9 protein-coding genes are annotated in these 12,697 nt (G+C 60.3%); 3 read left to right on the top strand and 6 right to left on the bottom strand.

The window, feature by feature from the left end; all coding sequences use genetic code 11:
* Positions 1 to 1,461 (top strand): sensor histidine kinase, encoded by a 1,461-nt coding sequence (locus B9Z43_RS05900; RefSeq protein WP_108323684.1) that lies wholly within the window; start codon positions 1 to 3, stop codon positions 1,459 to 1,461.
* 24 nt (positions 1,462 to 1,485) lie between these two features.
* Here the strand turns inward: B9Z43_RS05900 and B9Z43_RS05905 are convergent, their stop codons facing one another.
* From B9Z43_RS05905 to B9Z43_RS05920, 4 genes are all read right to left on the bottom strand, one after another.
* Positions 1,486 to 2,145, bottom strand: coding sequence for a glutathione S-transferase family protein (locus B9Z43_RS05905; protein ID WP_108323686.1), 660 nt, complete (start codon positions 2,143 to 2,145; stop codon positions 1,486 to 1,488).
* An 18-nt stretch (positions 2,146 to 2,163) separates the two neighbouring features.
* Positions 2,164 to 2,541: a hypothetical protein gene (locus tag B9Z43_RS05910; protein WP_108323688.1), complete on the bottom strand. Its 378-nt coding sequence runs from the start codon at positions 2,539 to 2,541 to the stop codon at positions 2,164 to 2,166.
* Positions 2,538 to 3,308, bottom strand: coding sequence for a biotin--[acetyl-CoA-carboxylase] ligase (locus B9Z43_RS05915; protein WP_108324134.1), 771 nt, complete (start codon positions 3,306 to 3,308; stop codon positions 2,538 to 2,540). The genes B9Z43_RS05910 and B9Z43_RS05915 overlap by 4 nt, the downstream gene beginning before the upstream one ends.
* Before the next feature lie 165 nt (positions 3,309 to 3,473).
* A complete protein-coding gene (locus B9Z43_RS05920) occupies positions 3,474 to 4,142 on the bottom strand; it encodes an SET domain-containing protein (RefSeq protein ID WP_108324135.1) in 669 nt (222 codons plus the stop codon).
* Positions 4,143 to 4,250: 108 nt separating this feature from the next.
* On the opposite strand from B9Z43_RS05920, the gene B9Z43_RS05925 reads away from it, so the two are divergent.
* Positions 4,251 to 7,166 carry a DNA topoisomerase III gene (locus B9Z43_RS05925; RefSeq protein WP_108323690.1) on the top strand — a complete coding sequence of 972 codons (2,916 nt, stop codon included), beginning with the start codon at positions 4,251 to 4,253 and terminating at the stop codon, positions 7,164 to 7,166.
* 249 nt (positions 7,167 to 7,415) lie between these two features.
* The gene (locus tag B9Z43_RS05930) at positions 7,416 to 9,653 is read left to right on the top strand and encodes a VCBS domain-containing protein (RefSeq protein ID WP_108323693.1); all 2,238 of its coding nucleotides are present in this window, start codon (positions 7,416 to 7,418) and stop codon (positions 9,651 to 9,653) included.
* 20 nt (positions 9,654 to 9,673) lie between these two features.
* Here B9Z43_RS05930 and B9Z43_RS05935 read toward each other — a convergent pair whose 3' ends face one another.
* Complete coding sequence (locus B9Z43_RS05935) at positions 9,674 to 10,603, bottom strand: SMP-30/gluconolactonase/LRE family protein (RefSeq protein WP_108323695.1); 930 nt, start codon at positions 10,601 to 10,603, stop codon at positions 9,674 to 9,676.
* A 99-nt stretch (positions 10,604 to 10,702) separates the two neighbouring features.
* Positions 10,703 to 12,604, bottom strand: a complete 1,902-nt coding sequence (locus B9Z43_RS05940; RefSeq protein WP_108323697.1) for an acyl-CoA synthetase — start codon at positions 12,602 to 12,604, stop codon at positions 10,703 to 10,705.
* Between the last annotated feature and the right edge of the window lie 93 nt (positions 12,605 to 12,697).

Consider the following 12,697-nt stretch of genomic DNA (forward strand, 5'->3'; position numbering starts at 1 on the left):
ATGAAGTCCAAGGGCTGGAGTGTCAAGCTTTTCAAACGCGAACAACGTTCGCTTTTCGGGGAAATCCTGGATTGGATGCTGACCCCGCTGCTGCTCTTGTGGCCCATCAGTCTGGCTTTGACCTGGCTGGTGGCGCAAGGCCTGGCCAACAAGCCGTTTGACCGTGCCATGGTCTACAACGTGCAAGCGCTGGCGCAACAGGTCAAGCTGGGCGCTGACAAAAAAGTCCAGTTCAACCTGCCTCAGCCTGCCAGCGAATTGCTGCGTGCCGATGAGACCGATCTCGTTTATTACCAAGTGCGCGGGGCGAACAACGAGCATTTGAGCGGTGACCGCGATGTGCCTTTGCCATTGGACGACGAGGACAAGGGCAGCAGTTACGAAGTGCACATTCGCGATGACGAAATGCGCGGCATGGAAGTGCGCGTGGCCTACACCTGGATCCGCCTCGACGCCGATGGCAAGCGGCCTGCGCTGGTGCAAGTGGCAGAGACCCGTGAAAAACGCTCCGTGCTGGCCGCAGAGATCATCAAGGGGGTGATGCTGCCCCAGTTTGCCTTGCTGCCCTTGGCGGTGCTCTTGGTGTGGCTGGCGCTGGTGCGCGGCATCAAGCCTTTGTCCGAGCTGGAAGAGCGCATCCGTGCCCGCAAACCCGACGACTTGAGCCCTTTGGACGACAAGGCGGTGCCCATGGAAGTGGCGCCACTGGTGCTGTCGGTGAATGACCTGCTTGAACGGCTGAAAGACTCCATCGTCACGCAAAAGCGTTTTTTGGCCGATGCGGCGCACCAGCTCAAGACACCGCTGGCAGGCTTGCGCATGCAGGCTGACCTCGCGCAACGCTCAGGCTCCAGCGAAGAAGACCTCAAAAAATCGCTGCAGCAAATTGGCCGCGCCAGCGTGCAAGCCACCCACACCGTGAACCAGTTGTTGTCTTTGGCGCGGGCCGAGGGTGGCGGGACCAGCGTGCCCCAGCAAGCCTGCGACATGGTCCGATTGGTCAGCGATGTGCTGCAAGACAGCTTGCCCCGCGCCATGGACAAGGGTCTGGACCTGGGCTACGAGGGCGTGGACGCCGATACCCCCGGCGTGAAAGTGACGGGCAACCCCATCTTGCTCAAGGAGATGGTGCGCAACCTGGTCGAAAACGCCATCCACTACACCCCTTCCACGGCGCAGCGGCCGGGCGTGATCACGGTGCGCGTGTTGGTTGACCCTTACAGCAAGGCGCTGGTCTTGCAGGTCGAAGACAACGGCCCGGGCATTCCGGTGCCCGAGCGCGATCTGGTGTTCCAGCCGTTTTACAGAGCCTTGGGCACCAACGTGGATGGCTCAGGCCTGGGCCTGCCCATCGTCAAGGAAATTGCGCAGCAGCACGGCGCCACGGTCAGCATTGCCCCGACGTTTGAGAACCAGACGCCGCCTGGCGCGTGCTTTACGCTGCGCTTCAGAGTCTTTTGAGCCCGGGCCAGGCGCCAAAACTACTCAGGCAGGTTTGCCCATGTTGAGCTGCAGGCGTTCACGCTCCATCACGCGGGCCACGGCAGGCACCGCCGAAACCTTTTGCACAAAGGCCCACAGCTCGGGGTGCTCTTCGGGCGTGATGCCGGCAATCGTGCCCCAACGGGTCAAGGTCAAGCTGTAGGCGTCGAGCACGCCGAACTGCTCTCCGCTCAACCAAGCCTGGCCTTTGGCGGCTGCGGCTTTGACCAAGGCCTGCAACTCACCCAACATGCCCCGGAACAACTGCGTGTTGTAGGGCTTGAGCGCTGCCTGCACTTCGGGCAAATCTGAAAACTTTTGCGGCATGAAGATGTGCGTGAAGGTCGGGTGCACCGTGTTGTTCATCCAGGCCAGTGTGGAGATGGCTTGTGCGCGGGCAATGGGCTCGGTGGGCAAGAAGCCCGCCTGCGGGAAGAGCTGGTCCAGGTGCAGCACGATCGCCACGATCTGGGTGACGACCTGACCGTTGTTGACCAGCACAGGCACTTGGCCGCGCGGGTTGATGGCTTTGTACTCCTCGCTGTTTTGCTCGCCTTTGTGCAGCTTGACCATGTGTGGTTCAAACTCCGCGCCGCTCATCTCGAGCAGCACATGGGGCACAAAAGAACAGGCGCCAGGGGCGAAATACAGTGTCAGGCTCATGGGGTCTCCGATAGGGGGTTAATTGGATGCGGGCTTGGCCTGCGTTGCCGTGGCAGGCGCTGTGTTCACCGGCGCAACTCCGGCAGCGGACGGAACGACTGCCGCTGGCGTGGATTTGGCGGGCAAGACTTCGGGCGCTTTGCCAGCAGGCGCAGCAGCCGCTTCAGAAGCTGGTGCAGCGGGCGAAGGCGAAGACGCAGACGAAGGCGCAGGTGCGGAGGCAGCCTGCCCAGGCAGCGTGAACTGCAAGGCTTCGGGCTTGATTTGTTGCTGCAAGCGCTCTGGCTCGCGTTGCACATTGGGGCCCCAGCCCCAGCGGGCAAAGGCGTCCCACTGCCAAGCCATCGTGATGACGTTGAGCAGCAGCAACAGGGCAATCCACCAGCGGATTTTCATGGTTGGTCCTCGGCAAAGGGGCGCACGCTGACTTCGGAACTGTGGATGTCCACCACGCCAGCATCGGTCTGCAATCGTAGCGCACCGCTGGCGCTGACACCCCGCGAAGTGCCCTGCAGCCCATCGCTGGTGTGCACGCGTCGGCCTTTGAGCACGTCACGCGCTTCAAAGCGTGCTTGCAGGGGGGCAAAGCCGGTGGTCTCAAAAGCCAAAATGGTCTGGATCAAGGGCGCCGCAACGCGCGCCAGTGCCGCAGCAGCGGTCGCGTCAGGCCAGCATTCGGTCAAGGCGGCAGGCGGGGTGTTCAGGCCATCGGCCGGGCGCGGGCGGATGTTCAGGCCGACACCGATCACCACCTGGCTGCGCCCCCCCATGCTGGCGGCTTCCACCAGAATGCCGCCCAGTTTGCGCTCTTGCATCCACAAATCGTTGGGCCATTTCAAGCGCACATCGGGGTGCAGGCTTTCGGCCAGGCTCAGACCCACCGCCAAGGACAGGCCCGACCAGTCTTGGGGGGCGATGGGCAGGCTCAGCGAGAAGGTCAGTGAATCACCCGGCTGGCTTTGCCACACGCGGCCCATGCGGCCACGGCCTGCAGTTTGCCGCTCGGCCACCAGCAGCGTGGGCTCAAGCCGGCCTGCGCGGGCGCGCCGCATGAGTTCGCTGTTGCTGGAGTCGATCTCGGGCAGGATCTCGACGGTGAAGTCGGGCAGCCAGGGAAAGACTTGCTCCCAGATGGCTTCAGCGGGCCAGGCGGTGGGGGTCATCATGAGAAAAATGCCAAGCAGGGTGTCATTGCGAAAAGGGCGCTCACTTCATGGCTGGCGTCATCGCGAGCGAAGCGTGGCGATCCAGCGTGTTTGCGGTCTTGCTTGGAGTCTGGATGGCCACGTCGCTGCGCTCCTCGCCATGACGGCTTGTGAGGCGCAATGCTATTGAGAGGCCTTCTTGACCTTTTTGGCCGATTTCTTCTTGTCCTTGTCCTTCGGTTTGGCGGCTGCTTTGGTCTCGGCCTTCACTTTGGACTTTGGCTTGGCATCCGACTTGGCCTTGTCTTTGGCCTTGTCTTTGGCTTTGCTTTTGGCCTTCTTTTGGCCTGGAATCTTGGGCGTGTCCGCACGGTCTTTGGGCGACAGCAGCGTGCCTCGGCAGTTCTTGGCGCCGCACCAGCAGGGGTACTCGGCCTTGAGTTTCTTGGTGTAGGGCTCGTCGATGATCAGGCCGTAGTCGTAGTTCAGCTCTTCACCGGCCTTGATGTTGCGCAGCGCCTTGATGAAGACGCGCTCGTTGTCTTCGTCGGCCTCGCAGTTGGGGTCGCAGCTGTGGTTGATCCAGCGCGAAGAGTTGCCGCCGTGCAGCGCGTCGATCACCTTGTCCTCGTTCACATGGAAGTAGAAGGTGTGGTTCGGGTCCTTGGGGTCGTGCGGGTGGCGGTCTTGCGCCTCGTCCCAGCTGATGATTTCGCCCACGTATTCAATCAGCGTCTCGCCCTCGGCGAGGTCTTGCAGGGCAAACACGCCTTTGCCGTGAACGCCGGAGCGGCGGACCTGGATGCGTCGCTTGGATGTCGAAGCGGAAGGAGAAACAGGGGTTTTGGCCACGGCGTTCAAAAATTTGTTATGGTGAATTCATGTGGGCGTGCGCGTGAGCGCGCCCAGGCGTGCATGTGTGCGAGCGCGCGAGCGCACGCGAGACAAGGGATTGTAGACATGAAAACTTTGGTGATTGCAGAGAAGCCTTCGGTGGCTCAAGACATCGTTCGGGCCCTGACCCCTGTGGCGGGCAAGTTCGAGAAACACGATGACCATTTCGAGAGCGACACCTATGTGGTGACGAGCGCGGTGGGTCACCTGGTGGAGATCCAGGCCCCCGAGCAATACGACGTGAAGCGTGGCAAGTGGAGCTTTGCCAACTTGCCGGTGATTCCGCCGCACTTTGACTTGAAGCCCGTGGACAAGACCAAGAGCCGCCTGAGTGCCGTGGTCAAGCAGGCCAAGCGCAAGGACGTCAGCGCCCTCATCAACGCCTGTGACGCGGGCCGCGAAGGGGAGTTGATCTTCCGCCTGATCGAGCAGTACGCCGGTGGCACCAAACCCCTGAACAAGCCCGTCAAGCGCCTGTGGCTGCAGTCCATGACGCCCCAGGCCATCCGCGACGGCTTTGACAGCCTGCGCAGCGAACAACAGATGCAGGGCCTGGCCGACGCCGCCCGCAGCCGCTCTGAGGCCGATTGGCTGGTGGGCATCAACGGCACCCGTGCCATGACCGCCTTCAACTCGCGCGACGGCGGCTTCTTCCTCACCACCGTGGGCCGGGTGCAAACGCCTACGCTGGCTGTGGTGGTCGAGCGCGAAGAACAAATCCGCAAGTTTGTCAGCCGCGATTACTGGGAGATCCATGCCGAGTTCGCTGCCGCCGCAGGCACCTACCCCGGCAAGTGGTTCGATCCGAAGTGGAAAAAAGAAGAAGACGCCGAAAAGAAAGCCGACCGCAAATGGACCGCCGCCGAGGCGCAAGCCATTGTGGACGCGGTGCGCGGCCAAACCGCCAGCGTCACCGAAGAGGCCACGCCCACCACGCAAGCGAGCCCCGGTTTGTTTGACTTGACCAGCTTGCAGCGCGAAGCCAACGGCAAGTTCGGCTTCTCGGCCAAGACCACGCTGGCGCTGGCCCAAAGTCTGTATGAGCGCCACAAGGCCCTGACCTACCCGCGTACCGACTCGCGCCACCTGCCCGAAGACTACGTGCCCGTGGCCAAGCAAACCTTTGAAATGCTGGCCGACAGCGGCATGCGCCACCTGGCCCCGCACGCCCTCACGGCCCTGAACAACAACTACGTGCGCAAGATCCCGCGTGTGTTCGACAACAAGAAGGTGTCGGACCACTTCGCCATCATCCCCACGCTGCAAGCGCCCAGCGGCTTGTCCGAGGCCGAACAAAAGCTGTACGACCTTGTGGTGCGCCGCTTCATGGCGGTGTTCTTCCCCAGCGCCGAGTACCAAGTGACCACCCGCATCAGCGTGGCCGCCGGCCACAGCTTCAAGACCGTGGGCAAGGTGCTGGTCAAACCCGGCTGGTTGGCCATTTACGGCAAAGAAGCGGCAGATGAGGTGGAGGACGCCAAAGACGGCGACAAAGGCCAGAACCTGGTGCCTGTGCAGCCCGGCGAACAAGTGGGTGTGGAATCGGTCGAAGCCAAGGGCCTGAAGACCCGCCCCCCTGCCCGCTATTCAGAAGCCACGCTGCTGGGCGCCATGGAAGGCGCGGGCAAGATGGTCGACGACGACGAACTGCGCGAAGCCATGCAGGAAAAAGGCCTGGGCACACCAGCCACCCGCGCCGCCACCATTGAAGGCCTGATCAACGAGAAATACATGCTGCGCGAAGGCCGCGAGATGATCCCGACGGCCAAGGCCTTCCAGCTGATGACGCTGCTGCGCGGCCTGCAGGTGGAGGAACTCTCCAAACCCGAGCTGACCGGCGAGTGGGAATACAAGCTGGCGCAAATGGAGCAAGGCAAGTTGAGCCGCGCCACCTTCATGGCCGAGATCGCGGCCATGACCGAGCACATCGTCAAGAAAGCCAAAGAGTACGACCGCGACACCGTGCCCGGTGACTACGCCACGCTCACGACGCCTTGCCCGAACTGCGGTGGTGTGGTCAAAGAAAACTACCGCCGTTACACCTGCACAGGCGCCAATGGCGCGGCAGAAGGCTGCGGCTTCTCGTTTGGCAAGTCGCCTGCGGGTCGCACCTTTGAGCCCGCCGAAGTCGAGCAGTTCATGCGCGACAAAAAGATCGGCCCATTGGACGGCTTCCGCTCCAAAGCCGGCTGGCCTTTCGTGGCCGAAATGGCGCTCAAGTACAACGAAGAAGAGAAAAACTGGAAGCTCGAATTCGACTTCGGCGACGACAAGAAAAACGAAGAGAGCGGCGAGATCGTCGAATTCACCGACGAGTCGCTGGGCGTCTGCCCCAAGTGCGGCAGCGCTGTGCATGAGCACGGCAGCAACTATGTGTGCAGCAAAGCCGTGCCGACGAATGATCAACCCACGCCCAGCTGCGACTTCAAAACCGGCAAGATCATCTTGCAGCAGCCTGTCGAACGCGAGCAGGTCGTCAAATTGCTGAGCACCGGCAAGACCGATTTGCTCGACAAATTCGTGAGCAACCGCACGCGCCGCAGCTTCAAGGCCATGCTGGCTTGGAACCCTGAAGAGGGCAAAGTGGCTTTTGAATTTGAGCAGCGCGAAGGCGGCAAGAAATACCCGCCGCGCAAGACCGCTGCCAAAAAGACACCTTTTGGCAAGCCAGCCGCCAAGAAGACCGCCGTCAAAACCCCCGCTGCCAAAAAAGCCGCCAAGACCGCCGCCCTCAAAGCGCCGCGCAAAGCCGCTGTCGGCACGCTCAAGCCCAGCGCCTCATTGGCCGCCGTGATCGGTGACGGCACTTATGCCCGCACCGAAGTGGTCAAGAAGATCTGGGACTACATCAAGGCCAATGGCCTGCAAGACCCGGCAGACAAGCGCTCCATCAAAGCCGATGACAAGCTGCAAGCGGTGTTTGGCAAAGACCAAGCCACGATGTTTGAGTTGGCGGGGATCATTGGCAAGCATTTGAGCTGAATACCGTGGGAGCCCAAAGCGTTGGGCTCCCACGCTTTTTAGGGGCTGAACGCGTTCGGTGATTCTGCGCCAGCCCCCACACTTGCTCCGGGTTTTCCCGGCAACAGGTGCTTCAATCGATTAATTTTGTCAATAAAATAACAAATTAAAACAAACTAAAAATAAATAATTAGAACTTTACAAGCAGTTTAAGTAAATTTCTTGTAAAAATGGACCCTCATCCATCAACCATACCCGGGGGTTCTTTACATGCTAAATGTCAACGTTATCAACGCTAAAAACACACAAAAAGTAGAAGTCAAACCAGGTCAGCCGGCCAACCTGAAGGTCGATCCCAACACCCGTTTTGAATTGGTCGATTCGGCAAGCGGCAAGGCCCCTGCGCAAATCAAGGCCCGTCGGGTGGGCGACAACCTTGAAATCGTGACAGACGAAAAGGCGCAGATCGAGGACGAGGCGGTCAGCAACGCACAGACGCCGGATCTGGTGTTGGAGAACTATTACAAGCAAGAAGATGTGAGCTTGTTTGCCGGTACCGGCGAAGCCGCCGCCAGCTATGTGCCTGTCGATGGCGCTGCTGCGAGTTCTTATTCTGCGATGAGCACGTCCGCCACCACTGGTGCGGCACTTGGCGTTTTCCCTTTGCTGAATCCTTGGGTAGGTGCAGCGGTGCTTGGAACGGGTGCCTTGGCAGCGGCAGGCAGTGGTAAATCCAATCAGGCACCTGTTGCCCAAGATGCAGCAGCTAAGGTGGATGAAAACAAATTGCTCAGTGACAAAGTTCCCGCAGCCACAGATTCGGATGGAACGGTCGCAAGCTATCGTTTGGTGAGTGATGTTGCTGCTGGCAAACTCACCTTCAATGCAGACGGTTCGTACAGTTTCGATGCCAACAAAGACTTTGACGGGTTGGCAGCAGGTCAAACACGAACTGTCAGCTTCACCTACAGCGCTGTGGACAATGCGGGTGGTGTCAGTGAGGCCAAAACGGTCAGCATCACTGTGATCGGGGCGAATGATGCCCCTGTGGCGATTGCAACAAACAAGGCGATCAATGAAGGTGTTGCAGCAGCAGGCTCTGTGACAGCCTCAGATGCCGATTCGGGTGCCAAGTTGACTTATGCATTGACTGAAACAGCGCCTGCTGGCTTGTCTTTCTACAAAGACGGGACATACATGTTTGATGCAAACAACGTTGCGTACAACAGCCTCAAAACGGGTGAATTAAAAACCATCGCCGTGAAATTCAAGGCCAACGACGGGACGGTGGACTCGGCAGAGCAGACCTTGACGATTGTCGTCAAAGGCGTGAATGACAAGGCGGTGATCGCTGGCACTTCTACGGGCCAAGTGACAGAAGATGCACCCAGCAATGTGCTGACCGGAAAATTGACAGTGACGGATGTGGACACGGGTGAGGCTGCATTCAAGCCCGTGCCTTCAGCTCAACTGATTGGCAAATATGGTCACTTCACTTTTGATGCACCAGTCGGTGAATGGTCATACACCTTGGACAATACAAAAACCCAAGCGCTTTATCAAGATCAAGCATTTTTTGAAAGCATGACGATCGCCGCGGTAGATGGCACGACCAGTGTGATATCGGCGACGGTCAAGGGCGAGAACGATGTGCCCGTTTTCCAAATTCAAACAGGTGATCGGGTCGATGTAACGGGTTTGACCGAAGACCCACTGAATGCGGTGAAGACCTCGGGTAGCGTGACTGTGAGCGACCCAGATATTGAAAGCGGAACGGTATACGTGGTCACGGATTTGAAGATCAGTGGTGACTACATCCCTTTCCTGGATCCAGCAAATCTGACAGCTCCAGAGAAGGCGACTTATGACCGTTTGATGAGCATGCTCTCGTTGGACGACGCAGCCATCAAAAATGGTTCGGGCAAACTGAACTGGAATTTTGATTCAGCTGCTAAAGAAGCATTGGACATGATTCCTGAAGCTGCCAAGATGGTGCTGGAGTACACGGTCACTCAAAGGGACCCGCATGGTGCATTTGCAACGGAAACAGTCAAAGTTGAAATCACCGGTACGAACGATGCACCCAAGGTTCAAATCCGAGCCGGAGATTCGGCAGAGGGGAACATTATCGGTCTGACGGCAAATGTAACAGGCTCCCTCACAATCATTGACGAAGATCGTGTTGACTATGCTTTTAAAGCGGTAAGTTTGGATGGTGTTGAAATTACCGGTGATGACGCAACGATTTTGAAAAGTTTTTTTGTAATTGCTGACACCTCCACTTTTGAAAAAAAGAATGAAGACGGTAACTTTGATTGGGTGTTCAAAACCAGTGACGCAGTGAACAGTGGATTGTCCGAGTGGGCGAAAGTGGGAGATCACAAGCTAACTTACAACATCAATTTCATCGATACTCCTTTTGCTCCTAATGCTATCAGTCTTGCAACAAGCCAAGATATCAACATCTTTTTCACTATCCCAGAAGTTAATAGTATGTTCACTGTCTGATCCCGAATCAATGCAACAACTCACCCATTGAAATTCAACCCCAAGCCCGCCACCGGCCAGTCGTCCACCGCGATCAAGCGCCCTGTCCCAGACAAGGTGATGTAGGCGGTGCGGTGGCCGGGGCCGCCGAAGCAGATGTTGGTGGTGTAAGGGTCTGGCAGGGGCACGTGTTGCACGGCTTGGCCGTCGGGGCTGACGATGGAGATGCCGCCGTGCAGCAAGGTGGCCACGCAAATGTTGCCTTGGGCATCCACGGCCATGGAGTCAAAGCGTTGGTAGTGGCCGCCGGGTGATGCCGTCACCATGCGCGCACCCTGTGGCGATGGCCAGGGGTCTTTGCGCACTTGGCCGGGGGCGGTGACGTCAAAGGCCCACACGCGTGCGCCTTCGGTTTCGGCGTAATACAAGGTTTGGCCATCGGGCGAGAGTGCGATGCCGTTGGGCGTCATCGCGGGCTTGGCCACGGCGTGTACGCCCGAGCCGTTGGGCTGCGCATAAAACAGGCCGCCCCGGTCCATCTCTTGCTGGCGCACCTTGCCCAGGTCGGTGAAGTAAAAACCGCCATGTGCGTCAAACACCAGGTCGTTGGGGCCGCGCAGGCCGATGCCGTCCACTTGCTCATACAGGCGCTCAAATTTGCCGGTGTTCAGGTTCACGCGCTCGATGCGCCCGCCCGAGTAGTCGTGCGCTTGCCCGATGGGGCGCAGGCAGTTGCCGGGGTCGCGCGTCCATTCAAAGCCGCCGTTGTTGCAGATGTAAACCGCGCCGTCAGGCCCGATGGCCGCGCCGTTGGGGCCGGCGCCCAAGTCGGCCACCACCTGAACGCGCCCGTCGGCCGTCACGCGGGTCAGGGTGCCGCGTGCAATTTCGACCAAGAGCACCGAGCCGTCGTCCATGGCCACGGGCCCCTCGGGGAATTGAAGTCCTGTGGCCAGTTCGCGAATTTTCATGGGGCACCTTGGTGGGTTGGAACCCTCAATGTAGTGACACCCCAATCTGTATCAAGCGGGGATTCCCTAAGCGCTGGAGCCCACGCCCGGTGCGGGCGTTCAATTTGCGCTGATCACTTGCACCTTCACGGGCAGCGCCGCGATCAGGGCTTGCAGTTCGCGGTGCAAGTCGGCATCGCCATCGCAATTGCCATCGCGCTCTAGGCTCACGCTCACAGGCAGGTCGCCTTGTGCGGTCACACTGGGGCGCATCTCATTGACCCCATACACCTGATCGACCAAGGCCTGCACCACCGCACCCGTGGCCAATGTGCGCAGTTCGGGCTTGTAGATCTTGCCCACATTGGTGACCGGCATGCGCTCCAAAATGGTGATGCGTTTGGGCTTGGCGGGCGCTTCGTCCACGCGCTCGGCTGTGAAGGCGAGCAGCTCTTGCTCGCTCACTTGGGCGCCGGGTTTGAGCGAAGCGAAAGCCACAGGCAGCTCGCCCGCATAGGCATCGGGCGCGCCCACCGCGGCGCACAGTTCCACGTCGGGGTGCGCACCCAGCGCGTCTTCGATCACTTTGGGGTCAATGTTGTGGCCGCCGCGGATGATCAGGTCTTTGGCGCGGCCCGTCAGGTGCAGGCGACCCTGTTCATCGACAAAGCCCACATCGCCGGTGATGAGCCAGCCATCGGGCGTGAAGCTGCGGGCGGTTTCGGCCGCGTCCAGATAGCCCGAGAACAAATTGGGGCCCTTGTAGAGCACCATGCCTTTGTCGCCAGCGGGCAAGGTCTGGGCAGTGGCCTGGTCGTCGCTGCCCAAGGCCACGATGCGCACGCTGGCATGGGGCAACGGCCAGCCCACGCAACCGGCCGGGGCGCTCAGGCCCGGCGGGGCCACGGTGCTCAGGCCGGCGGTCTCGGTCATGCCCAGGCTTTCGTTGATCTGCAGGCCAAAGGCTTGTTCAAAGCGCAAGGCCAGCTCGGGCGGCAGGGGCGCGGCGCCGGTGCGCACGGCACGCAGGCTTGAAATGTCGGCCCCGTTCAGCGGCACAGCGGCCAGCGCCGCCAGCACCGTGGGCACACCCGACATGAGCGTGCAGCCATGGTGCGCGACCAGCCGCCAATAGTTGGCAATCACCTCGCGGTTGCGAAACAAACTGGCCGTCGGGATGAGGATGTGCATGCCCACGGCCAAGGAGCACAAAGCCCCCGGCAGCACGCCCGCCACATGGAAGAGCGGATAGCCATTGATGGTGACGTCGGTGCTTTGAAAGCCCTGCATCTGGGCGTTGGCCCAGGCGGTGAAGATTTGCGCCCCATGGCTGTGGCGGGCCAGCTTGGGCGCACCGGTGGTGCCCCCGGTGTGAAAGTAGGCCGCGATGTCTTGCGGCTGGAACACGCGTTCGCTGATGAGCCGATCGCTCACTTGCTGCGCCCGTGCCGCGTGAAAGTCATGCACGCCTGCGGGCAGCGCGTGGGTGGCCGACAGCGGTCCGCCATCGGGGTGGACCAGCAGCACGGTTTTCAAAGTGGGGCATTGGGCTTGCAGGCGCAGCGCTTTGGCGCGCAGCTGGCTGTCGTCGTCCACACCGTGTGCGATCAGCGCCTGGGCACCACTGGCTTGCAGCAAAGACAAGAGCTTGTCCTCGCTCAGCAGCGGGTTGAGCGGCTGCACAATGCCCGCCGCCTCGCCACCCCACAGGGCCAGGTGGTAGGCCAATCCACCGGGCAGCAAAACAGCCACCGCATCGGCTTGGCGCAGGCCCAGGGTGAACAGCAAGTTGGCTGTCTGGTGAATGCCTTGCAGCAGATCTCGGTAAGTCCAGGTGGTGGCGGGGCCGCCGACTTGGCCGGTTTCCAAAAACGTGAGCGCGGGTCGGTCGGCGTGGACTTGCGCGCTGGCGCGGATCACGTCGTAAGTGCTGGCCCAGGGCATGGCTTGCGCCAAAGGGGTGGCTTCCAGGCGCTGGAGGTCAGCCAAGGATTGAACAGGGGAGGAGGCGGTCAGGTGCATGCGCGATGGTAGCCATGGCCTGGGTGGCGCTTTGTCACGCAGGCGGCAAATGCGGCAAAAGCTTGTGGGGCTTTGCAGGGCATGTGCACAGGT

Origin of the sequence: Limnohabitans sp. MMS-10A-192 (genome assembly GCF_003063335.1) — a bacterium.
Classification (GTDB): Bacteria; Pseudomonadota; Gammaproteobacteria; order Burkholderiales; family Burkholderiaceae_C; genus Limnohabitans_A.

Coding starts and splice junctions, on each gene's coding strand:
- B9Z43_RS05900 (WP_108323684.1), top strand. CDS start 1: ATGAAGTCCAAGGGCTGGAGTGTCAAGCTTTTCAAACGCGAACAACGT.
- B9Z43_RS05905 (WP_108323686.1), bottom strand. CDS start 2,145: ATGAGCCTGACACTGTATTTCGCCCCTGGCGCCTGTTCTTTTGTGCCC.
- B9Z43_RS05910 (WP_108323688.1), bottom strand. CDS start 2,541: ATGAAAATCCGCTGGTGGATTGCCCTGTTGCTGCTGCTCAACGTCATC.
- B9Z43_RS05915 (WP_108324134.1), bottom strand. CDS start 3,308: ATGACCCCCACCGCCTGGCCCGCTGAAGCCATCTGGGAGCAAGTCTTT.
- B9Z43_RS05925 (WP_108323690.1), top strand. CDS start 4,251: ATGAAAACTTTGGTGATTGCAGAGAAGCCTTCGGTGGCTCAAGACATC.
- B9Z43_RS05930 (WP_108323693.1), top strand. CDS start 7,416: ATGCTAAATGTCAACGTTATCAACGCTAAAAACACACAAAAAGTAGAA.
- B9Z43_RS05935 (WP_108323695.1), bottom strand. CDS start 10,603: ATGAAAATTCGCGAACTGGCCACAGGACTTCAATTCCCCGAGGGGCCC.
- B9Z43_RS05940 (WP_108323697.1), bottom strand. CDS start 12,604: ATGCACCTGACCGCCTCCTCCCCTGTTCAATCCTTGGCTGACCTCCAG.